General features: G+C 63.7%; 18 protein-coding genes. 11 read left to right on the top strand and 7 right to left on the bottom strand.

Annotated elements, in window-relative coordinates; translation table 11 throughout:
- Positions 1–29: 29 nt before the first annotated feature.
- Genes MMAR10_RS10975 through MMAR10_RS10965 form a run of 3 tightly spaced genes read right to left on the bottom strand, consistent with a single transcriptional unit; the run spans position 30 to position 4,782 of the window.
- A complete protein-coding gene (locus tag MMAR10_RS10975) occupies positions 30–3,161 on the bottom strand; it encodes an efflux RND transporter permease subunit (RefSeq protein ID WP_011644053.1) in 3,132 nt (1,043 codons plus the stop codon).
- A complete protein-coding gene (locus MMAR10_RS10970) occupies positions 3,158–4,234 on the bottom strand; it encodes an efflux RND transporter periplasmic adaptor subunit (protein WP_011644052.1) in 1,077 nt (358 codons plus the stop codon). Before MMAR10_RS10970 ends, MMAR10_RS10975 begins: the two co-directional genes overlap by 4 nt.
- Complete coding sequence (locus MMAR10_RS10965) at positions 4,231–4,782, bottom strand: TetR/AcrR family transcriptional regulator (RefSeq protein ID WP_011644051.1); 552 nt, start codon at positions 4,780–4,782, stop codon at positions 4,231–4,233. The genes MMAR10_RS10970 and MMAR10_RS10965 overlap by 4 nt, the downstream gene beginning before the upstream one ends.
- 268 nt (positions 4,783–5,050) lie before the next feature.
- On the opposite strand from MMAR10_RS10965, the gene MMAR10_RS10960 reads away from it, so the two are divergent.
- From MMAR10_RS10960 to MMAR10_RS10950, 3 genes are all read left to right on the top strand, one after another.
- Positions 5,051–5,950, top strand: a complete 900-nt coding sequence (locus MMAR10_RS10960; RefSeq protein WP_011644050.1) for a S1/P1 nuclease — start codon at positions 5,051–5,053, stop codon at positions 5,948–5,950.
- Between the two features lie 130 nt (positions 5,951–6,080).
- Positions 6,081–7,133 (top strand): SDH family Clp fold serine proteinase, encoded by a 1,053-nt coding sequence (locus MMAR10_RS10955; RefSeq protein ID WP_011644049.1) that lies wholly within the window; start codon positions 6,081–6,083, stop codon positions 7,131–7,133.
- 78 nt (positions 7,134–7,211) lie between these two features.
- Complete coding sequence (locus MMAR10_RS10950) at positions 7,212–7,685, top strand: GAF domain-containing protein (protein WP_011644048.1); 474 nt, start codon at positions 7,212–7,214, stop codon at positions 7,683–7,685.
- A gap of 130 nt (positions 7,686–7,815) precedes the next feature.
- On the opposite strand, the gene MMAR10_RS10945 is transcribed toward MMAR10_RS10950, so the two are convergent.
- Together MMAR10_RS10945 and MMAR10_RS10940 are read right to left on the bottom strand one after the other, a co-directional pair.
- The gene (locus tag MMAR10_RS10945; protein ID WP_011644047.1) at positions 7,816–8,730 is read right to left on the bottom strand and encodes an OmpA family protein; all 915 of its coding nucleotides are present in this window, start codon (positions 8,728–8,730) and stop codon (positions 7,816–7,818) included.
- Positions 8,731–8,732: 2 nt separating this feature from the next.
- Entirely contained in the window at positions 8,733–9,866 is a 1,134-nt protein-coding gene (locus MMAR10_RS10940) for a hypothetical protein (RefSeq protein WP_150099761.1), read from the bottom strand.
- 99 nt (positions 9,867–9,965) lie between these two features.
- Here MMAR10_RS10940 and MMAR10_RS16320 point away from each other — a divergent pair, with 99 nt between their 5' ends.
- Positions 9,966–10,574 (top strand): TetR/AcrR family transcriptional regulator, encoded by a 609-nt coding sequence (locus MMAR10_RS16320; RefSeq protein ID WP_190273916.1) that lies wholly within the window; start codon positions 9,966–9,968, stop codon positions 10,572–10,574.
- Positions 10,571–11,293: a M48 family metallopeptidase gene (locus tag MMAR10_RS10925; RefSeq protein WP_011644044.1), complete on the top strand. Its 723-nt coding sequence runs from the start codon at positions 10,571–10,573 to the stop codon at positions 11,291–11,293. Before MMAR10_RS16320 ends, MMAR10_RS10925 begins: the two co-directional genes overlap by 4 nt.
- Before the next feature lie 175 nt (positions 11,294–11,468).
- Here the strand turns inward: MMAR10_RS10925 and MMAR10_RS10920 are convergent, their stop codons facing one another.
- On the bottom strand, positions 11,469–13,724 hold the full coding sequence (locus MMAR10_RS10920; protein ID WP_011644043.1) for a DPP IV N-terminal domain-containing protein: 2,256 nt from the start codon (positions 13,722–13,724) through the stop codon (positions 11,469–11,471).
- An 872-nt stretch (positions 13,725–14,596) separates the two neighbouring features.
- On the opposite strand from MMAR10_RS10920, the gene ettA reads away from it, so the two are divergent.
- From ettA to MMAR10_RS10905, 3 genes are all read left to right on the top strand, one after another.
- Positions 14,597–16,264, top strand: coding sequence for an energy-dependent translational throttle protein EttA (gene ettA, locus MMAR10_RS10915; RefSeq protein WP_011644042.1), 1,668 nt, complete (start codon positions 14,597–14,599; stop codon positions 16,262–16,264).
- A gap of 1 nt (position 16,265) precedes the next feature.
- Entirely contained in the window at positions 16,266–16,973 is a 708-nt protein-coding gene (locus MMAR10_RS16315) for a helix-turn-helix transcriptional regulator (protein WP_011644041.1), read from the top strand.
- An 89-nt stretch (positions 16,974–17,062) separates the two neighbouring features.
- Positions 17,063–17,803, top strand: coding sequence for a CPBP family intramembrane glutamic endopeptidase (locus MMAR10_RS10905; RefSeq protein ID WP_011644040.1), 741 nt, complete (start codon positions 17,063–17,065; stop codon positions 17,801–17,803).
- Here the strand turns inward: MMAR10_RS10905 and MMAR10_RS10900 are convergent.
- Positions 17,800–19,068 (bottom strand): D-amino acid dehydrogenase, encoded by a 1,269-nt coding sequence (locus MMAR10_RS10900; protein ID WP_041637598.1) that lies wholly within the window; start codon positions 19,066–19,068, stop codon positions 17,800–17,802. The genes MMAR10_RS10905 and MMAR10_RS10900 overlap by 4 nt on opposite strands.
- Before the next feature lie 98 nt (positions 19,069–19,166).
- On the opposite strand from MMAR10_RS10900, the gene MMAR10_RS10895 reads away from it, so the two are divergent.
- From MMAR10_RS10895 to MMAR10_RS10885, 3 genes are all read left to right on the top strand, one after another.
- On the top strand, positions 19,167–20,120 hold the full coding sequence (locus tag MMAR10_RS10895; RefSeq protein ID WP_011644038.1) for an ArsR/SmtB family transcription factor: 954 nt from the start codon (positions 19,167–19,169) through the stop codon (positions 20,118–20,120).
- 66 nt (positions 20,121–20,186) lie between these two features.
- Positions 20,187–20,831 carry a hypothetical protein gene (locus tag MMAR10_RS10890; RefSeq protein WP_011644037.1) on the top strand — a complete coding sequence of 215 codons (645 nt, stop codon included), beginning with the start codon at positions 20,187–20,189 and terminating at the stop codon, positions 20,829–20,831.
- 107 nt (positions 20,832–20,938) lie between these two features.
- Positions 20,939–21,412: an ATP-dependent zinc protease gene (locus MMAR10_RS10885; RefSeq protein WP_011644036.1), complete on the top strand. Its 474-nt coding sequence runs from the start codon at positions 20,939–20,941 to the stop codon at positions 21,410–21,412.
- The last annotated feature ends 36 nt before the right edge of the window (positions 21,413–21,448 follow it).

Genomic DNA, 21,448 nt, shown 5'->3' with positions numbered 1-21,448 from the left:
GGGAGCGTTGGCCGCTTCCCGCCCCAGCGTCAAGCCTCGACGGGCTCTGGCAGCGTGTCATCCTTGCGACGTTTTTCCGGTTTGATGCCGAAGAAGAGCGCGTACAGGACCGGCACGGCGATCATGGTCAGCACTGTGGCGAAGGTCAGCCCGCCGATGATGGTCACCGCCATGCCCTGGAAGAAGGCGTCGCTGATCAGCGGCGTCATGCCGAGGATCGTGGTGCTGGCGGCCAGAAGGACTGGCCGGAGACGACTGATCGACCCATCGCGAACCGCCACCAGCCGGTCAGACCCGCTGCGGATCCGCATGTCGATCTCGTCGACCAGCACGATCGCATTCTTGATCAGCATGCCGGACAGCGACAAGAGGCCCAGAAGGGCGGTGAAGGAGAAGGCGACATTGGTGGCCAGAAGACCGATCACCACCCCGTTCACCGACATTGGGACAACGGCCCAGATGATCAGCGGCTGGCGGATGGTCGCGAACAGCAGGAAGGAGATGGTCAGCATGGCGATGAAGGTGAGCGGCAGCTGTCCGCCCAGCGAGGCGTTGGCTTCGGCCGAGGCTTCATACTCGCCGCCCCATTCCAGCGAATAGCCGCGCGGCAGGTCAATGGCCTCGAGCACCGGCTGGAAGCGGGCAAAGCCTTCCGCGGCGGTTTCCCAGCCATGGGGATTGGCCCGCACCGAAATCGTCCGGGTCCGGTCACGCCGTTGGATCAGCACATCCTCGAATTCGAGCGCGAATTCGGACACGATCTGACTGATCGGGACATAGGCCGCCTGTTGCGGGCTCCACACCAGGCGGTCACCCAGATAAGCCGGATCGGCGCGTTCGGCTTCCGGTGCGCGGGCGAGGATCGGGATCAGGGTCTCGCCTTCGCGATAGACGCCGATCTGATTGCCGTCCGTGGCGAAGCGCAACGCATTGGCGATGTTCTCACGGGTGACACCGATGGTCTGCGCCGTCTCCTCGATGATGACCGGGCGCAGGACCGGGGTGCGATTGCGCCAGTCGGTGCGGATGTCGATGACATCGGCCTCGGCTGCGAGGGCGGCCATCGCCTGTTCGGCGAGTTCCCGCAGGATATCGGCGTCCGGACCCGAAAAACGCGCTTCCAGCTTGGCACCAGAGGGCGGGCCGAAGACGATCCGGTCGGTGCGGATTTCGGCATCCGGGACTGTGTCGCGGACATGGGCCAGGATGCGGTCGGCCAGGTCCGGTATGGACTCAAGGTCGCGGGCCCAGACGATGATCTGGCCATAGGCGGTATTGGGCTGTTCGGCGGTGTAGGTCAGCATGAAGCGGGTTGCGCCGGCGCCGACAAAGGTATCGATGGCCGTGGTTTCCGGTTGATCGGAAACGAAACTGCCAATCTCACGCATGGTGGCGTCGGTGGTCAGGATGTCGGTGCCCTCGGGCAGTTCGACATTGACGTAGAAGACCGGCGTGTTGGTGGCCGGGAAGAAGGAGTTGCGGACGGACCCGAAGCCGGCATAGCAGACAAAGGTGATGACGATCAGCAGGGCCAGCACGACCCAGCGCCGTGACAGGGCGAGGTTCAAAAGCCCGCGATAGCCATTGAACAGGCGACCGGTGTACAGGCTCTCCTCATCATGGCTGTGATCGCTGACGGCCTGCGCTGCGGCGCGCTGGGCGGAGAAGAGGTGGAAGCCCACCATCGGCACGACGGTGACAGCGATGACCCAGCTCAGCAGCAGCGAGATCGCGATTACGGCGAACAGGGAGAACAGGAATTCGCCGGTCGCATCCGGCGACAGGCCGATCCCGGCAAAGGCGAGGATGCCGATCACAGTGGCGCCCAGCAGCGGCCATTGCGTGGTGGCGACGGCTTCTTCGGCCGCCTGCATGCGCGGCTTGCCCCGCATGACGCCGGTCAGCATGCCCTCGGTCACCACGATGGCATTGTCGACCAGCATGCCCATGGCGATGATCAATGCGCCCAGGGAGATGCGCTCCATCTCCAGCGAGAACAGGCTCATGAAAAAGATCGTGCCGGCGATGGTCAGGAAAAGGACAGCGCCAACGGTCAGGCCGGCCCGCCAGCCCATGAAAATGCACAGCACGCCGATCACGATGGCGATCGACAGGGCAAGGCTGACCAGGAAGCTGTTGATCGCATCATCGACGACCTGGTGCTGCTGGTAGATCGGATGCAGCTCGACACCCAGCGGCAGGCTGGACTCAAGCTCCGCCAGGCGCGCTTCGACCGCATGGCCGACATCGACGATATTGGCTGTTGGCAGGCCGGCCACGCCGATCGTGAAGGCGCGGACATTATTGTGGTAAATCAGTTGCGTCGGGCGCTCGACCGTGTCGCGGCGGACCTCGGCAATGTCCGACAGGCGGATCGCCTGGTCGCTATCGCGTGGCGTGATCAGCAGGTTGGAAATCGCTTCCGTTCCGCCGAGCGTCTGGGGAATATCGACCCGGACGAGCCGGTCATTCAGCGGCGCCGATCCGGCGGCGACGACGGCATTTTCCTGTTCCAGATCTTCGAGGAGATCGGCATAGGACAGGCCCAGGCGGGCGAGGTTTTCCTGCGGGATCTCGATATAGATGCGCTCGTCCGGCTCGCCCTCGACGGCGACCTTGGCGACGTCCTCGACGGTCAGCAATTCGCGCCGCAACATGCGCGCCACATCACGGATGCGACTGTCGGAATAGCCTTCCGCGGTGACCGCATAGAAAATCCCGTAGGTATCGCCGAAATCATCATAAACGACGGGCGCGCCGGCGCCGGGCGGCAGGCTGCCGACCGTGTCCCTGATCTTGGCCCGCAGCCGGGTCCAGACGGCCGGCATGTCGCCGCTGTCGATCGTGTCGTCGATCGTGACATGGATTTCCGAGATTCCGGGCGAGGATTCCGACCGGATTTCGTGGACTTCACCAAGCTGCTGGATGGCGATTTCCAACGCTTCGGTGACTTCCTGTTCGACCTCTTCCGCGGTCGCGCCGGGATAGGCCGTGAAAATGATGGCCTCCTTGACGGTAAAGGCCGGGTCTTCCAGACGGCCGACATTCATGAAGCCGGCCAGCCCGCCGAGCAGGCAGAACAGGATGACCATCCAGGTCAGGACGGGCTTTTCGATCGACAGTCTTGCAAGGGCGCTCGACGGGGTGGATGCGGTGCTCATTGCGGTTGTCCGAAGCGGGTATTGTCGGCGAGTGGGCGGACGGTCATGCCTTCGTGCAGGGCTGAGACCCCGGCAGTGACAACCTGGTCACCGGCAGCAAGGCCGGTTTCGATGATGATCATGTCGCCCTCGAAGCCGTCGCTGGTGACAGGGCGGGAACTGACCGTGCTGGTGTCCGGATCAAACACCCAGACACGCTGCGAACCGTCCGGTGCCGCCGCGACCGCATTGAGGGGGACACGCAGTCCCGTGCCGGAATTGCCATTGTTGGCGAATTCGGAAAACACCGTCGCCGTCATGCCGGGCAGGAGATTGGCCGGCATGTCACCGGGCAGGGCCGCGATGGCGCGATAGGTGCGCGAGGCCGAGTCCGGTTCGGACACCAGTTCGCGTGGCTCCAGCGGAAAGGTCTGGCCAGGCAGGAAGGCAAATGCCGCTTCCAGCGATACCAGGTCCTCGCGGTCGAAGGTGGCGACCATGCTCTCGGAAATCGGGATGGAGACGCGCAATTCCGACACATCCATCAGGCGCACCACCGGCTGGCCGGGCGAGACGATGGTGTAATTGTCGACGAGACGGCGGCTGACCAGCGCGTCGAAGGGCGCGGTCAGGGTCGCATAGCCCAGATTGCGGCGAGCCGTCTGCAGCGCCACTTCACGCAGGTCGTAATTGGTCTGGGCGCTGTCGAGGGCGGCCTGCGAGGCGATGCCGCGCTCGTGCAGGGTGCGCTGGCGTTCCAGCTCGGTATTGGCCTGCTGCAACTGAACCCGGGCTTCGCGTTCGGCGCGCTGGAAATCTTCACGGTCGAGGGCAGCGACCAGCGTGCCCTGTTCGATCAGTATGCCCTCATTGAGCGGCAGGTCGGCCAATTGCCCGCCGACCTGGAACGCCATGTCGACGCTCAGACGGGCCTCGACCCGGCCAACAAATTCGTGCCGCGTCTCGCCGCTGTCTGCGACCACTTCGGCAAGCTGGACCAGGCGCGGCGGCGATGGCGGCGCGACAATTTCCTCGGCGCAGGCCGCGAGGAGGAGGCTGGTGCCGAGGGCGGCGAGGAGCGGGATGCGGGTCATTGATAAAGCTCGTGGGTCAGGCGCACCAGCCGATCGCGGATCTGGGTGAGCTGATTTTCAGGAATGGTGTCGAAGCCAAGCAGGGCGGAAAGTTTCAGCCCGTCCATGGCGAGAAGAAGGAGCCGGGCGCCGACCGGGTCCGGCGTGTCGTCGCTGAGGCGCTGGAAGGTGGACGACAGGAAGTCGCGGGCCGGGTCCAGCAGATCAGGGTGTTCGGCCGAGGCGGCCAGAAGCGCCATGGACAATGCCTTGCGCTCGTCGTGCCGGTCGAACATGGCGTTGAAAACATGGACGAGCGGCGGCTCGCCGGCGGCATGGGCCGCGGCTTCGCAATTGGCGAAGTCCTGACTGATATCCGCCATCATCCGCTCCACCATGCCCTTGAGCAGGGCGATCTTGTTGGGGAAATGATAGAGGACACCGCCCTTGGAGACACAGGCTTCGGCGGCGACCGCGTCGATCGTCAGACGGCGTGAGCCGTCGCGACCGACCACGGTTTCAGCAGCGTCGAGAATGGTGTCCCGGGTGGAAGGTTTGCTCGCAGTCATATGGGATTGGTCCTGGATTGTTGCGCTGCACATAAACCGTCCAGACGGTACAGTCAATACCGTCCAGACGGTAAAGATTGAGCGCGTCAAGAAAACAAGCCGTCGCATTCTGCCGCCAGACCAGGTGCGAGGAAGATTACAAATTCCGATTATTCGACCAGGGGTTGCGCTGATGGAGAATTGCCAGCCCTGACTAGTGGAGGTGTCGCGCCGCCTCTTCTACAGACCGGGGATGGCACCGGGCGGGTGCCGTCGTCCGGAGCAACCCATGTCCAGTTTCCTGCGCCTTTTCTCGGCTGCCAGCCTGATGGTATCCGTTGTCACAGTGGCTCCCGCTGAAGCCTATGGACCAGACGGTCATCGCATCGTCTGCGACCTTGCCTGGCGCTACCTCTCAGACGAGACCCGCACCGAGATAGACCGGCTGGTCGCCCAGGACCCGGAATTCGACCATTTCCGTGATGTCTGTTCCTGGGCCGATGACGTGCGTGGTTCGACCCACCGCCACACGGCGCCCTGGCACTATATCAACCAGACCCGTGACGATCCGCATGTCGACGCCGAGGACTGCGCCGAGGATGGCTGCATCACCTCGGCCATCGACCTGCATGCCGGTATCTTCGTGGATCGTTCGCGTTCGGATGAGGACCGCCTGGAAGCGTTGAAATTCCTCGCTCACTGGATGGGCGATATCCACCAGCCTCTGCATGTCTCGATCGAGGGTGATCGCGGCGGCAATGACATCAATGTGCTGTGGCGCGGCGAGCGCCGGACCAATCTGCACCGGGTCTGGGACAGCGAGATCCTGCTCGATTACATGGCCGAGACCTGGCCCTATATCGATGACGGGGACCGTTGGGCCCAGCTGGCCGACCAGCTGGCCGCCGACATTCCGCTCAATGGCATCAGTGTCTACACACCTCTGGCCCCGGTCGACTGGGCCCAGGAAAGCCACGACATCGTCCGCTCGCGCGGCTTTGCCTATTACTGGGCGCGTGCCGAGGAAATGATCGAGCCGGGCGATGCCTACTACGACCGCAACCTGCCTGTCTCGCTGCAGCGTCTCAAGCAGGGCGGGGTGCGCCTGGCTGGCCTCCTCAACCAGCTGGTCGAGGAGCGTCAGCTGTCCGGTACAGGCGCCGTCACGGGTTCCGGGGCGCTGAACTGATCAGGCTGCGCCAGGTGTGTCCGGCCGGACACGTAGCTGAAGCGATCGGACACCACCTCCGGTTCTGCTTGTCGCACTTGTTAGGCTTTGGTTAATATCCCGCCCGTGCAGCGTGCGCGTGGGGGTGAGTATGATCGACGGTGTGGACAATACGGTGCTTTACGGTGTGGCCGGGGCCGGGCTGTTTGTCCTGATCGTGGCGGTCAGTGCCATATCCATGCATCTCAACCGCCAGCGCGCCGTGTCGGACGAGCGCCAGGTCCACAAGCTGCGCCGCAAGCGGGTGGCGCGCTATGAGGACGCCAAGAAGGACTACGAGAAATTCCGCAAGAAGATCGAGAGCGGCAATACCGTCCTGATCGATCTCATCCATGATCTGGGCGATGATTTTGTCGGTCGCGACAGCGCCCAGCAGCAGATCGCCTTCGACGAGGCCTTCGAGGCTGTCGCCTCGGTCAGGCAGGCCAATCCGCGAGCCCGGATCATTGTCGTGCTGCACACGCTGGGTGGCTATGCCCGTCCGGCTCACATGATCTCGCTGGCCTTGAAGCAGCACCTGGCGAAGGCCAAGGCCAAGGGGCATTACAATCCCAAGCGGGAACCGCAGGTGATTGCCTATGTGCCCTATGTGGCCATGTCCGGCGGCACGATGATCGCGCTGGCTGCCGACAAGATCGTCATGGATCCGACCGCCTCGCTCGGGCCGATCGACACCATCTATGGCGGCTTCCCGACCGAGGCCTACAAGGAATTGCTCGCCCAGAAAGGCCCGCTGGCGACCCAGGACGTGCTGGTCATGCTGGCCCATGAAGCCGAGAAATATGATCGCTATGCCGGCAAGGTGGCGCGCGACATCGTCAATCCGGTGCATCGGGTCGACGAGAAGGTCGAGCATCACATCGCCGACACCCTGTCGGCCGGCACGCTCTCGCACAGCCAGGCGATCACGCCTGAAGACGCCAAGGCGCTGGGGATGAACGTCAAGACCAAGATCCCCGATCTCATCTACGGTCTGGTCGATGCCCGCATCCGCATGATCCATACCCGGCTCGAATTCGAGGCGCGGCGGATGGAGGATGAGGACGGGCACGGCGAGGGCAAGGGCGATGATGCGGAACAGGCCGTTGGGCAGGTCATCGAACGCGCGATCCGCCAGTCGCTGCGCGGCAATGTGCGTCTTTGACCGCTCGCGCTGCCGACACCCCTTGAACCTTTGCCGTCGCGCTCCGATCTTCCCGGGCAGCCAGCAAGGGAAGATCTGATGAGCTCGAAAGCCGACGCCTACCAGGATGTGCGCAAGCAGATCGCCGCCGTGATCGCTGGCGAGACCAGCCGCACCGCGCGTCTGGCGACCGCCAGCTGCCTGCTGCGGGAGATGTTCGGCGAGCGCTTTTTCTGGACGGGCTTTTACGAGGTCGACCCGGCCAAGCCGACCGAGCTGGTTGTCGGCCCCTATCAGGGCACGATGGGCTGTCTGCGCATTCCTTTCGGTCGCGGTGTCTGCGGCGCGGCGGCGGCGACCGGCGAGACCCAGCTGGTCGAGGATGTGCACGCCTTTCCGGGCCACATTGCCTGTGACAGCCGCTCAAACTCGGAGATCGTCGTTCCGGTGCGCGACGCCGCCGGAGCGCTGGTCGCGGTCCTCGACATCGACTCGACCGAGTTTGGTGCCTTTGATGAGGTTGACCAGGCCGGGCTGGAAGCGATCTGCGGCGAGCTGCTCACAATCGATTGAACGGGCTGACCAATCTCAAGAAATACGGGTGGTCGCGCCTTATGGGTTTGGGCATGACACGACCACCCTGTCCCGCCCGTTTGGGGTCCGCGTTTGACGGCGGCGTGCGGGATGTTGTGTTGCGGCTCCCCTAGCGGGCCACGATCTCGACGCGCCGGTTGAGTGTCCGGCCGTCGTCGGTGCCATTGCTGGCTTCCGGGGCAAGGGGGCCGACGCCGGCTGCCGTCAGCCTGTCCATCCTGATCCCGTAATCCTCGACCAGCGCCGTGACCACGGACGCCGCGCGTCGCTCTGAGAGTGACATATTGTAGGTCAGCGATCCGGACATGTCGGTGTGACCAACCACGTAGAGCGTCAGCGACGGGCGCTCGGTGAGCAGGTCGCGCAGGGCTGTCAGCGCCGTCGCGGAGTCCGGCAGCAGGACGTCACTGTCATGGGCGAAGAGCAGGCCGTCGACACGCACATGCCCATCGGCATCGAGGCCAGCGGCGAGCGCTTCGGCGGAGATCGAGACCATGCCGCGGTCCATCTCGTCAGTCTCGACAATGACGATCGAGGTGGTGTGGCGACCGACGCCGATCGCGACATAGGCGAGATGGCCGTCAAAGCTCAGCGTGCCGGCGGTATAGTGCGAATTTGGCCCGTTGATCGCCCGCATGCCATTGGCCTGGTAGAAGGCGTTTCGGGTCGAGCCGGTGGTGCAGGACCCGTCGCGGGCACAGGACCAGATCGGCTGATAGCCGGCGGCGTCGAGCGCTTCGCGGTAATTGGTGAAGATCTCCAGCTCGGACCGGTCGTCGGGATTGTCGTAATCCAGCTTCGTGACCCGTCCCTGGACTGGCGTGGTGATCGCCTCGCGGGCGTCGAAATCAAAGCCGGTAACCAGGGCGTATTCGTCGAACCGCCAGAACTCGCCGTCTCCGGTCGAGCCTTCATAGGGGGTCACCAGCGGGTGTCCGTCGACGCGCTCCTGGGCGAGTACGGCGGTCGCCGTGGCGGCGAGGATGAGGGCGAGGGTCAGGCAGGCGGCGATGGCGCGGATCATGGTCATCCTCCTTCACATTGGCTCATGGCAGCAAAGCTGTTGGTCGGGGCGTGGTAGCAATGGATAATGCGATTATCGCCCTCTGCCGTTTCGGCGATCCGGTTGGTGGCGTCGAGCACCGCTTCGATCAGCACATACTCGTAGCCCTGCCCCCAATCGCCTTCCAGATCATCGCCGGCACCAAGCAGGTTGGCATCAATGTCGACAGGCGCGACGGCATTGGCGGCGATGTCGGGGAGGCGAGCGACGTAGGGCGTTGACCAGCCGTCTCCGCTACGCTGGCCGGGGCCTTCATTGAGGCGCAGATGGATTTCGACGGGACACCGGTGCAGGGCATGGAAGTCGCGACCGCCGGCATTTTCCACCCGGATGTGATTGGTCAACCGGTTCAGCGTCATGGCGCCGCCACCATTGGCCCGTGTCTCGACGCGCAGGGCCATGTCCGGCGACAGCGGGCCTGGTTCCGGCGGCATCTGTCCGAAACGGAACTCGATATCGAGATCGATCGGCAAGCGATATACGTGGCACGGATCATCCTGCAGCGTGGCGACCGGCTGGTCAGGGTGTTCATCGTCATCGTCTTCCTGGCCATCATCGTTTGGCTGCCCTGTTCCATCATCGTCGACGCTGGTCCAGGTGACCGGCGGCTCGCCGATATTCTCGATGAAGATCACGCCGCCGCCGCGAAACTCGCCGTCCAGGACCAGATTGCCGATCGTGACAGCGTGAACGGGAGCAGGGATGAACAGGCCCAGATGATCAGCGTGCCCGGAGGTCGATTGCTGGTGCACGGTGCGCCAGTTCATGCCTGTGTGGAAACTGCGGACCTGGACACGAAATTCCCGGGCGGTCTGGCAATCCGGGTCGGCGAAGGCGACGGCCGATGTGATCTGGACGAACCCGTTCGCGTCTGAAGCGGTCTCCGGCCAGTTGATACTATTCCACAATCCGCCGGGGGTTCGGGCCTGGACCCGGGTAGCCAGCGCTCCCAATGGCCAGGAGCGGGCGGCGAAATTTCCAACAGCTGGCTGGTGCCCGACCAGGCGCGTGGAGACCTGCCAGTGGCAATTGGCGTCAGCCGGCGCCGCCATTGCCAGCGCAGTCATCAAGCTTGCCACAAGTACCAGAATCCGCATCGCGTCCTCCCATTCGTCCTCCGGGACAGAATACATTTGCTGAATGTTTATTCAATGAATATATTTTCAGCCAAGGTGATTTGCGTGTGGAGTGGTGATTTGGCGAAAGGACGGCGCGAGCAAAAGGACGAGACCCGGGCCAAGCTGGTCCGGGCCGGCAGCGTCGTGTTCGCGGCCAAGGGCATTGAAGGTGCCCGGATCGGCGACATTGCCCGCGAGGCCGGCGTCGCCATGGGGACGCTCTACACCCACTTCCCCGACAAGGAGGCGCTGTTTGTCGAAGTGATGCGGGCGGGCAAGGATCTGGTCCTGGCCGGACTGGCCATCGCCCAGCAGACCCCGGGCTCGCGCGAGGTCAAGGATCGCGCCGCGATGGAGGGTGTGGTCGCCTTTGCCGGCGAGTTCGGCCCGCTCTTCCGTCTGCTGCTGAGCCGCGGCGCCGGCTCCGACCCGATGCAGCGCGAAGTGGTTGATGCGATCGCCGGAATCCGTGTCACCGAATTGCAGGCCGGCCAGCGTGATGGCTGGGCCCGTTCGGACCTGGACCCGCAAGCCACTGCCCGTTGCGAGGTCGGCGCCGTCTTCCACCTGCTGGACTGGTGGCTGGACGATCGCAGCCGGCTGAGCGATGAGGCGGTGGTGGAGCAACTCTGCCTGATCCGCCGTTTCGGGGTGGAAGGTTTGATACCGGATGGCGCGGTCTCATGACGGATCATACAATCGAGCTGGACGGTCGTGTTGTTGACTTCACCCTGCGCCGGTCGGCCCGGCGCACGATCGGTTTCACAATCTCCCGCGACGGCCTCACGGTCGCTGCGCCTAAACGGGCGAGCGAACGGGAGATCCGGCGCGGGCTGGAAAGCAAGGCCGGCTGGATCCTCGCCAAGCTGGACGCCTGGGCCAGCCGTCCGGCGCCGCGAGAGCTGAGCTTCCAGACCGGCGAAACTCTGCCCTGGCTCGGCGATGACCTGACCCTTGACCTGCGCGGCGAGGGTGTCCGAACAACAGTGCGCCGCGATAGCGGAACCCTGATCGTCCGGCATGACCCGGACCTTGCCGGTGAACTGCGTCAACGCACTCTGGGCCAGGCCTTGCAGCGTTTTTACAAGCGCGAGGGCACGGCCTTCATGACGCCCCGCGTCGAGCATTATGCCGCCAGGCTCGACCGCCCGGTCCGCAAGGTCATTGTCCGTGACCAGAAACGCCGCTGGGGATCGTGTGCCCCGGACGGGACGATCCGGCTCAACTGGCGCCTGATGGGCTTTCCACAAGCGCTGATCGACTATGTCTGCGCCCATGAGGCCGCCCATCTGGTCGAGGCCAATCATTCGCCGGCCTATTGGCGTGTGGTGGAAAGCCTGATGCCCGACTGGAAACCGCGCCGCCAGCGCATGCGCGAGGAGGCGGATCGCTGGGTGGCGCTCTAGGGGCTTCGCCAACCCCTCACCCGACCCTTCGGGCCACCTTTCGTCGTGTCAGACAGTCCACAGGACTGTCCTTTGGCTCCTCAACCCGCAAGGGGAGAGGGCGTTCTTGCCCGCGGCAGGCTCATACGCCTTCTCCCCTTGCGGGAGAAGGTCCCCGCAGGGGGGATGAGGGGGCCTACCCCTCATCCTTCAGCTGGTGATTGAAATAGTTCACGATCATCGTCCACAGATGGACCGACCGGTCCTCGCCGCGTACGCCGTGGCGCTGGCCGGGATAGGTCATCATTTCGAAATCGGCGCGTTGCTGCTGGAGTTCCGAATAGAGCCGGACCGAATTGGCGAAGATGACATTGTCGTCGGCCATGCCGTGGATCAGCAGGAGCGGGGTCTCGTAACTGTCCAGATGGGCGAAGACCGAGGATTGCTCATAGCCGTCGAAATTGGCGTCCGGGTGACCCATGTAGCGCTCGGTATAGGCGGTGTCATACAGCGTCCAGTCGGTAACCGGTGCTCCGGCAACGCCCGCTGCCCAGGCGTCCGGTGCCTGCAAGGTCGCCATCAGCGTCATGTAGCCGCCATAGGACCAGCCCCAAATGCCGACGCGATCCGCATCGACGAAGTCGAGGCTCTTGAGATAGTCCAGCCCGACCAGCTGGTCCTCGACCTCGACCGAGCCCATGCGATGGCGCAACTGCCCCTCGAATTCACGTCCGCGATTCCATGAGCCGCGGTTGTCGATGGTGAAATAGACATAGCCGCGCTGGGCGAACATCTGCGCCCGCAGCGATTGCCAGCCGCGGTGGACCTGCTGGCTGTGCGGGCCGCCATAAAGATACTGGATCGCCGGGTATTGCCGGTTCGGATCAAAATCGGCCGGCAGGAAGATCTGGTAGTGCAGCTCGGTCCCGTCTGCGGCCGTCAGCGTGCCGTATTGCGGCGTGATGTGATCGTCGAGATAGGGGGCATACGGATGTCCCTCGACCAGGGCGTTTTCCTCGATCCAGCGAATGCGGCTTCCGTCGACCGCATAGAGGGCGGTCTGCGGCGGGGTTTGCGGGTCGGAATAAGTGCCGATGAAGCGTGTCGCATCACGTCCGAAGCGAGCCGACCAGCGACCATCACCCGACGTGATCCGCGTCGGAGCGGCCGAGCCGTCCAATGGCACCGAATAGATGTGTCGTTCCAGCGGCGTCTCGATCCAGCCGGTGAAATAGACCAGGCTGTTGTCCATATCGACTGAATTGATACTGCCGACCACCCAGTCACCCGAGGTGACCTGATTGATCAGGCTGCCATCGGCGGCGCGGTGCTGGATGTGACGGAAACCACCCGGCGTGTCCTCGCTGGTCCACAGGACCGTGCCATCAGACAGGGCGCGGAAATCATTGGTCAGATTGATCCAGATATCGGTGTTTTCAACCAGCCAGGGAGCGGCCTCGCCGGTCGCTGGATCAGCGGTCAGGATGGTGAGCTGGTCCTGCATCCGGTTGAGCACCTGGACATAGGCCGTAGCGCTGTCGGAGGCCCAATTGACGCGGGCGAGGTAGATGTCGTCGGTCTGCGCCAGCTCGACCTGGCGGCGTGTCCCGGTCGCGCGCTCGGCGATGAACAGCTCGACGATCGCATTGTCAGTCCCGGCGCGCGGATAGCGCTGGTCGACAACCCGGGCCGAGCCGTCGGCGCCGATTTCCATGCGCTGGATATTGTCGACCGGGCTTTCATCGACGCGGGCGAGGGCGATGTATTGCTCGTCCGGTGACCACCAATAGCCGGTCCGGCGTCCAAGCTCTTCCTGGGCAACGAATTCCGCCATGCCGAAGGAGACCAGGCCGCCGCCTTCAGAGGTGATGGCGGTCTCTTCACCGCTTTCCAGATCGATGACGTATAGATTTTGTTCGCGCACAAAGGACACGAAATTGCCGCGCGGGGAGATGCGGGCGTCGGTCTCGTATTCCGGTGTTTCCATCAGGCGGCGCGCTTGCCCGGTCGCCACATCGACATGGAACACATCGCCGTCCAGCGGCACCAGTATGGCCTCGCCCTGGCTGTCCCAGTCATAGCGCACGATGCCGGTCGAGGAGATTCGAGCCCGCTCGCGCAGCTGGCGTTCCGCCTCGGTGAGTTCACGCTCATCCGGGGCGAGGACCTGGCTATCGACCAGAAGGTAGGGCTCGCCGCCATCGATATCCATCGCCCACAGATCAAGCACGCTGGCATCATCGTCCTTGGCCCGCAGGAAGGTCACGCGCGATCCGTCCGGCGAGAAGGTCAGCGAGCGCGGCGTGGCGCCGGTCAGGGAGGGGCTGGCATGGAGGCGCTCGATCGTGAGCGCCGGCTCGGCAGTCTCGGTCTCGCCCGGCGCTTCGGGCGCAGGCTGGCAGGCGGTGAGGGCGGTGACGACAGCCAAAAAGCTGGCAAGGCGAACAGACATGAGAACTCCCCGGATGGCGCGGGCCTCATTTTAGGAGTGGCGGCATATACTGGCCAGACCTGAGTCAGGCGCCGCCGTATGCGGACAACACCATTCGCGCCACGGTGTTTCCACCTGGCGGTTTGGGCTGTAGAGGGGTGCGAGGTGCCGTTCCGGAGCCTTGCTATGTGAGTGTGTATGGGTGGCGCCGGGGGCACCTCGCACACGGAGGTTTACTCAGGATCGTTACCGACCCCGTCTCGAAACCGATGGGTACAAACGGTCGAGCTTTGTGCCGCCGTCCCATCGATGGCCACGCCGGGTTGGTCTGGCGGTGATTCCAGGCAACCGGACGAGCTCCGTCCTCCCAACGCCCCCGGATCACCAATCCGGGCCTCGAGTGACGCGGGACAGGGGGATTATGCGGTGGGTCTGATGGGCGGGGATAAGATTTCTGGATTTTTTCGCAGAGCTCACTTTCCCTCTCCCCTGGGAGAGGGCCAGGGTGAGGGGTAAATCCCGGTGGGCGCAGGAGAAATCCCCCTCATCCGCGCTACGCGCACCTTCTCCCAAGGGAGAAGGAAAGGGGTGCGCAGCGGGGATAAAGGCACAAAATCTTGTCAGAACACATCCCATTTTTCCCGGCCGCAGCCCCGCAAAAGCGGGGCGGAGAGCCGGGACCAACGAAACCCTCCGGCAAGCGATGAGTCCCCCGTCGGTCCCGGATGGCGCTGCGCGCCTCCGGGAAAAATGAAAAGGCGTCAATGGGAGGCACCCCGCGGCGTCGGCGCGCCAACGCCAAGCCGCACTCCCTTCCCGCATTGCCCTTGCAGCCGCTCTCCGCTACACGGTGCGGCTCAAGATTCCCTGCCAGACAAGAGAGCCTCTCCCCCATGGCCGCTTACAAATTCGTCTATCACATGGACAAGCTGTCGAAGACCTATCCGGGCGCTGCCAAGCCCGTCTTTGACGGGATTTCCCTGCACTTCCTGCCCGATGCCAAGATCGGTGTTGTCGGCGTCAACGGTGCCGGTAAATCGACCCTGCTGAAGATCATGGCCGGCATGGACACCGAATTCTCCGGCGAGGCCTGGGCTGAAAAGGGTGTGAAGGTCGGTTATCTCGCCCAGGAACCGCAGCTCGATGAGAGCAAGACGGTCTGGGAAAACGTGATCGAGGGCTCGGCACCGAAACAGCTTCTGGAAGAATTCAACGCCATCTCGATGAAGCTCGCGGAAGACTATACCGACGAGCTGATGGAGGAGATGACGGCGCTCCAGGAAAAAATCGACAATGAGAACGCCTGGGACATCGATAGCAAGATCGAGATGGCGATGACGGCGCTGCGCTGCCCGCCCGCCGACTGGCCGGTCACCGACCTGTCCGGTGGTGAGCGTCGCCGCGTGGCCCTGTGCCGCCTGCTGCTGTCCGACCCGCACATGCTGCTGCTCGATGAGCCGACCAACCATCTCGACGCCGAGAGTGTGCAGTGGCTGCAGAACTATCTGGAAGACTTCAAGGGCGCCGTCCTGGTCGTCACCCACGACCGTTACTTCCTCGATAGCATCACCACCTGGACGCTCGAACTCGATCGCGGCCGCGGCGTGCCTTATGAAGGCGGCTACTCGGCCTGGCTGGAGCAGAAGTCCAAGCGCCTGGCCCAGGAAGATCGCGAAAAGAGCGCCAAGGACCGCGCCCTGATGCGCGAACTGGAATGGATCCGCTCCTCGCCGAAAGCCCGCCAGGCCAAGTCGAAAGCCCGTATCAAATCCTATGAGGATCTGCGGGATGCGGCCGAACGCGCCGAGATCACCACGGCCCAGATCACCATTCCGCCGGGCCCGCGCCTGGGTGGTGTCGTGGTCGAGGTCGAGAATCTCAAAAAGGGTTTCGAGGACAAACTCCTCATTGATGGCCTGTCCTTCAAACTGCCGCCGGGCGGCGTGGTCGGCGTGATCGGTCCGAACGGCGCCGGTAAATCGACCCTGTTCAAGATGATCACCGGGCAGGAAACACCCGATGCGGGCACGGTCCGCCTCGGCGACACGGTCAAGCTGGGCTATGTCGACCAGTCGCGCGACACGCTCGACCCGAACAAGACCGTCTGGCAGGAAATCTCCGGCGGCAATGACATGATCGAGCTGGGCGGCAAGGAAGTCCCGTCGCGCGCCTATGTCGGCACGTTCAACTTCAAGGGCGGCGACCAGCAAAAAAAGGTCGGCCTGCTGTCCGGTGGTGAGCGCAACCGCGTCCACCTCGCCAAGATGCTGCAGACCGGCGGCAATCTTTTGCTGCTCGATGAGCCGACCAACGACCTCGACGTGGAAACCCTGGCGGCGCTGGAACAGGCGCTGGAAGCCTATCCGGGCTGTGCCGTGGTCATCTCGCACGACCGTTTCTTCCTCGACCGTCTGGCCACCCACATCCTCGCCTTTGAAGGCGACAGCCATGTCGAATGGTTCGAAGGCAATTTCGAGGACTATATCGAGGACAAGAAGCGCCGGTTGGGTCCGGACGCCGACATGCCCAAGAAGATCAAGTTCCAGAAATTCGGTCGGTAATGTGCTGAGCGAAGACGAACGCCGTGAATTGAGGGCCTGGCGGTCACGCCAGGTCTTCTTCATGTTCGCGCTGTTCGTGTTTGTTCTGCCGTTTCTCGGCATGTCGATCTACGGCGCCGTGCGCGACCCATCGACACTTTTCAACAGCCCTTCCGGGCTGGTCTTGTTGCCGTTTCTTGGCGTCGCCATCTTTCTTTCCAGGTCACCATTGCGCTGGCGACAGGCCCGACGCGATGAAGACAATCGTCTGGTCAAATCTGTCAGGGGCCATGCAGATGTACGCTCTCGGCTTGGTATCGGCCTCATTGCGCCAACGCATGATGTGCTGCACATCGGGGGGGAAGCCTTCCCGCTGGCGCAATATTGGCGCGACCAACTGATGCCGGGCCTGGTCTATGAGGTCCGTTTTGCGCCCCTGAGCCGCGCTATCCTGTCGATCTCGGCGGTTGAAAGCAGGGCCGCCCCGTCCGGGCATGAGCCATTGCCATCTCATTTCGCCGAGCTTTCGGAGCGCGAGCACGCGCTGATACGCCTGCTCGCCCGGGGCCTGACCGACAAGGATATTGCCCGCAAGCTCAATCTCTCGCCTACGACGGTGCGGACCTATAATTCCGATCTCTATCTGAAGCTGGGCATCCAGCGCCGCGGCCAGGTGCGGGCAATCGCAGAGCGCTTCGGCCTTCTGGACGAACCGGCCGAAAAGGCCTGACATCTGTCGACTGACAGATTGCCAACATCTGTCGATGGTCGGCTGGCCAGCGACCCGACAGCCTCTCTGTAAATATTCAGGGAGGTAACATGTCCGCAAAAACCGCAAGCTTTGACAGTCCGTGGCGTTTCTGGCCCGGCGTCGCCATCCTCGCCGCCGCCATGACGGGATACATGCTGCTCAGCTGGGCGCATATGGAGTTCGTGCGCCAGACGGTCGGTCTGGACGCTTATCTGGGCGAGGGGCCGCGTCTGCCGCCTGAAGTGCTGATGATCGGTCAGATCAACAAGGCAGTCGCCTTATTGGCCGCCGTCGCGATCGGGGCACTGGCGCTGCACCGCGTCGGGCCGAGCCGGGTCGGTCTGACAAGGGTAGCCTGGCGCTGGATCTGGCTGGCGGTGCTGGTGGGGGCGGTCGCCTTTGCCCTGCGCCTGGTTCTGGCCAAGTTGATGGTTGTCGTCATGCCCGACTGGATCGCCTTCATGGGCACACCCTTTGCGCTCGACCCGGCCAACGGGGTGTGGATGAGCGTCGGGTTTCTGGTCATGACCATACTGGTCACTCCGTTTGCCGAGGAAGTCTTCTTTCGCGGCTTCCTGTTTCGCTGGATGAGCGGAAACCGCCCGGTCTGGCTGGCGGCGCTTGTGTCCTCGGTGATGTTTGGCGTCGCTCATATCCTGCCGCCACAGGCCATCTCGGCGGTGTTGATGGCGCTCATACTGTGCTGGCTCTACTGGCGCACCGGCTCGATCTGGCCGGCCGTTGTCGCCCACATCACCAATAATGCCTTGGGGATCTCGCTGGGGCTGATCTGGTCTCCGGCTGTTTAGAACCGCCGAGCCGAGAACGCCTCCGCCGGCACTGGCGGCGTCTCGCCATCCAGCAGCGAAGCCAGCAGGCCGGCCGAGCCCATCGCCTGCGTCCAGCCGAGATGGCCGTGGCCGGTGTTGAGCCAGAGGCCGGGCGCCCGGGTTTCGCCGATGAAGGGACGGCCATCGGCAGACATCGGACGGAAGCCGCACCAGGCCTTGTTGTCGCCATCCAGCAGGCTGTCGGCGAGGGTCGGGTAGAGGCGGCCGAGCAACATGCGCAGATTGTCGACGCGCTCGCCGCGCAGCGTGCGGTCCTCACCGGCGAACTCGGCCGTGCCGGCGATGCGCAAAGTGTCGCCGAGCGGTGAGACGATGGCGTGTAATTGCTCGTCTACGACCGGCAAGCCGGGGCGCTGGTTCAGTTGCGACATGTCGAGACTGAGCGAATAGCCTTTCACCGGACGCACCGGCAGATGCAGGCCCAGCGGCGCCAGGAGGCGGCGCGTGGCATGGCCGGTGGCCAGGACGACCTGGTCGGCCTCGATTTCTTCGGTCGCCGTGCGCACGCCGGAGATGCGCCCGGCCCGGTCGATCAGGCTGTCGACGGGCGAATTGTATTCAAAGCGCACGCCCATATCGGTGGCGACCGAGGCCAGCGCCTTGGTGAACAGGTGAGCGTCACCGCTTTCATCGTCCGGATAGAAAACCGCTCCGGCGAGATCGCCGGCGACGTCCGCCAGCATCGGCTCACGTGCGACCATTTCTGCCCGGTCGAGCACTTGCCAGCGCAGGCCGGCATCGGTCAGGGCCTGACTGGTCTGGCGGTCCGGCTCAAGTGCCCGGGCATCGCGGCACACTTTCATCGTACCGCGGGCGAGATTGGCGAAGTCCAGCTTGTGGGCATCGCGCACTGCCTGTGTTTCGGTCAGCGAATAACGAGACAGGGCGAAATTGGCGAGGGCGGCGGCCTCGTAGCGTTTGCGGGTCGAATTGGCGAGGAATTTCAGGCCCCAGGGGATGAGACCGGGCAGCGGCGCCAGGCGCAGCTTCATGGCAGAATGCGGGTCGGGCAGGGAGGCCAGCAATTGCCAGTGCACGCCGGGCGCATTCCAGGGCTCCGGCTCGGACGGGGTCAGCGCGCCGGCATTGGCGAAACTGGTCTCACGGGCCGGGCCGTCATGGCTGTCGAGGACCAGGACATCATGACCGCGCTGGCGCAGCGCATGGGCCGCGGCGACCCCGGCCAGTCCGGCGCCGACAATGATGACATCCTGATGGCTCACGAAATACTCCTTCACAGCCAGCCTGAGCGGCTTGGTTTGAACTTCGCGGGGATGCAGATAAAAGCAAGGCATAATCTGCACTTCTCAACCGGGATTTCATGGACGCTCTCGTCACACAGCTCAAGGCGCTCGCCGAACCGACGCGCTTGCGGATCATCGCCCTCCTGTCGCGAGGCGAGCTGACCGTGTCGGAGCTGGTCTCGATCCTCGGCCAGAGCCAGCCGCGCGTGTCGCGGCACCTCAAATTGCTGACCGATGCCGGTCTGGCCGAGCGCTTGCCCGAGGGCGCCTATGTCTTCTACCGGCTCACCGATGCCGGCGGCGGTCGCAAGCTGGCGCAGATGGCCAATGAGCTGGTGCCTGAAGACGATGCCGTCCTGACCCGCGACGTGTCGCGGCTCGAGGCCATCAAGCAGGCCCGCGCCCAGGCGGCGCAGGCCTATTTTGAAAGCGTCGCTGAGGATTGGGACACGATCCGTTCGCTGCATCTGGCTGACCACAAGGTCGAGGCCGCCATGCGCGAGCTGGCAGGGGCGGGACCCTTTGATCTGATGATCGATGTCGGCGTGGGTACCGGTCGCGTGCTCGAGCTTTTTTCGGACCGGGTCGAACGTGGCATTGGCGTCGACATCAACCATTCCATGCTCAATGTGGCGCGCCTGAACCTGCAGGCCGCCGGGCTGAAGCATTGCTCGGTCCGCCATGCCGATGTTGGTGCCTTGCCGTTTGATACAGCGGTCGCCGATCTCGTGACCGTGCACCAGGTGTTGCACTATCTGGAAGATCCGGCGCTGGCTGTGGATGAGTGCGCCCGCGTGCTGAAACCGGGCGGCAATCTGGTCATTGTCGATTTCGCGCCGCACCAGTTGGAGACGCTGCGGGAGGACCATTTCCATCGTCGGCTTGGCTTTGCCGACGAGGAAATGGCGGACCTGATCGGCCATGCCGGCCTCGAGCTGGCGCATCAAACTGCGCTGCATCCCGAGGACCCCAGCGGTCAGCTGACCATGAAAATCTGGATCGCACGGCGCAAGCCCGCCACTCCCTCCTGACGCGAATGCGCTTCCCGCCATCGCTGTGTCGGTGTAGCGTCTGCCTTGTCTTGCAGGGGGGCAGACATGAAAACCACGTTGAATCTTATCAGTATTGCTGCGCTTGGCGCGCTTGCGGGTGGCCTGTATCTGGGCGCCGGCAATGAGGTCGGTGACACGCAAACGGTCGTCGACGACCTTGCCGCCATCACGCCGGATCCGGCACCGTCGGCCGATACGGTCCCGGCGGACCCGCTGGCAACCGGCCGCGAAGGTGACGATAGCGTCGTCATCGATCCGATCGACGACACTATTGTCCACACCGTTGCCGGGACGCAGTCGGGCTATTTGATCGCAACCTCCGAGATCCGCTTCGGCGATATCATCCTGGAAAATGTCGAGCTGTGGCCGGCCATGCCGGAATGCGATGAGCCCGCTTTTGTGCGCCTGGCTCTCGAGGATACGGCCGACCAGCTTGGCGAGAATGAGTACGGACCGTATTACCGGCTCTACGCCATGACCATCGACAGCGCGTCCATCACGGATGGCGGCGTGAGGATCGAGGCATCGGACCCGGATCTCGGCACGCTGGTCATTGAAGCGGATTATGCCGCTGGCGCACTGGCGCAATGGCAGGCGGGTGCCGATGCGATCGACACGCTTGTGACCGGCACGGCGACCCTCAACGGCGACACCCAGCCGGCGAGCTTTGCCTTCTGGATCGGCGACTGATCAAACCGGCATCATCGTGAAAGCAAGCGGGGCCGGTATGTCCCGCTTGCCTTTTCATCAGGCCGGGTGCTTGCATGGGCTGAACACCTGTCAGGGACGCCAGCGCCATGGTTCGCAAGACAAAATCGAAATCGTCCGGCCCGTCCGGTGCGCCATCCATCGTCGTCGGTTGGCGTGAATGGGTATCTCTGCCGGAGCTGGGCGCTGTCCGGGTGAAGGCCAAGATCGACACCGGCGCGCGCACCTCGGCCATTCATGCCTGGAAAATCCAGCCATTCGAGAAGGACGGGGCCAGCTGGGTCCGTTTCGAGCTGCATCCCAACCAGGACGACAACAAGACGCGGATCGCCTGCGAAGCCCCGGTCCATGACAGCCGCCTGATCAAGAGCTCGAACGGGCAGGAACAGCGCCGCTATGTCATCAGCACGCCGCTGCGGATGGGGCCCTATGTGTGGCCAATCGAGTTGACGCTGACGCGCCGGGATGAAATGGGATTTCGCATGCTGGTCGGACGCACCGCCTTGAAGCCGGGTGCGCTGGTCAATCCGTCAAAATCCTTTCTCTGCCCGACCCCGGCTTAGGCCGCGGCGGGTTTCGTGCTACCCGTTCCCGACAAC

It is taken from the genome of Maricaulis maris MCS10, from assembly GCF_000014745.1.
Lineage (GTDB): Bacteria > Pseudomonadota > Alphaproteobacteria > Caulobacterales > Maricaulaceae > Maricaulis > Maricaulis maris_A.
This window is presented reverse-complemented; position numbering and strand designations above follow the sequence as displayed.

Bases quoted from the DNA above. Each gene is read 5' to 3' on its own strand.
- MMAR10_RS10905 (WP_011644040.1), top strand. From the start codon at position 17,063: ATGTCCGCAAAAACCGCAAGCTTTGACAGTCCGTGGCGTTTCTGGCCC.
- MMAR10_RS10925 (WP_011644044.1), top strand. From the start codon at position 10,571: ATGACGGATCATACAATCGAGCTGGACGGTCGTGTTGTTGACTTCACC.
- MMAR10_RS10965 (WP_011644051.1), bottom strand. From the start codon at position 4,782: ATGACTGCGAGCAAACCTTCCACCCGGGACACCATTCTCGACGCTGCT.
- MMAR10_RS10940 (WP_150099761.1), bottom strand. From the start codon at position 9,866: ATGCGGATTCTGGTACTTGTGGCAAGCTTGATGACTGCGCTGGCAATG.
- MMAR10_RS10920 (WP_011644043.1), bottom strand. From the start codon at position 13,724: ATGTCTGTTCGCCTTGCCAGCTTTTTGGCTGTCGTCACCGCCCTCACC.
- MMAR10_RS10895 (WP_011644038.1), top strand. From the start codon at position 19,167: ATGGACGCTCTCGTCACACAGCTCAAGGCGCTCGCCGAACCGACGCGC.
- MMAR10_RS10960 (WP_011644050.1), top strand. From the start codon at position 5,051: ATGTCCAGTTTCCTGCGCCTTTTCTCGGCTGCCAGCCTGATGGTATCC.
- MMAR10_RS10975 (WP_011644053.1), bottom strand. From the start codon at position 3,161: ATGAGCACCGCATCCACCCCGTCGAGCGCCCTTGCAAGACTGTCGATC.
- MMAR10_RS10970 (WP_011644052.1), bottom strand. From the start codon at position 4,234: ATGACCCGCATCCCGCTCCTCGCCGCCCTCGGCACCAGCCTCCTCCTC.
- ettA (WP_011644042.1), top strand. From the start codon at position 14,597: ATGGCCGCTTACAAATTCGTCTATCACATGGACAAGCTGTCGAAGACC.
- MMAR10_RS10950 (WP_011644048.1), top strand. From the start codon at position 7,212: ATGAGCTCGAAAGCCGACGCCTACCAGGATGTGCGCAAGCAGATCGCC.
- MMAR10_RS10955 (WP_011644049.1), top strand. From the start codon at position 6,081: ATGATCGACGGTGTGGACAATACGGTGCTTTACGGTGTGGCCGGGGCC.
- MMAR10_RS10890 (WP_011644037.1), top strand. From the start codon at position 20,187: ATGAAAACCACGTTGAATCTTATCAGTATTGCTGCGCTTGGCGCGCTT.
- MMAR10_RS10945 (WP_011644047.1), bottom strand. From the start codon at position 8,730: ATGATCCGCGCCATCGCCGCCTGCCTGACCCTCGCCCTCATCCTCGCC.
- MMAR10_RS10885 (WP_011644036.1), top strand. From the start codon at position 20,939: ATGGTTCGCAAGACAAAATCGAAATCGTCCGGCCCGTCCGGTGCGCCA.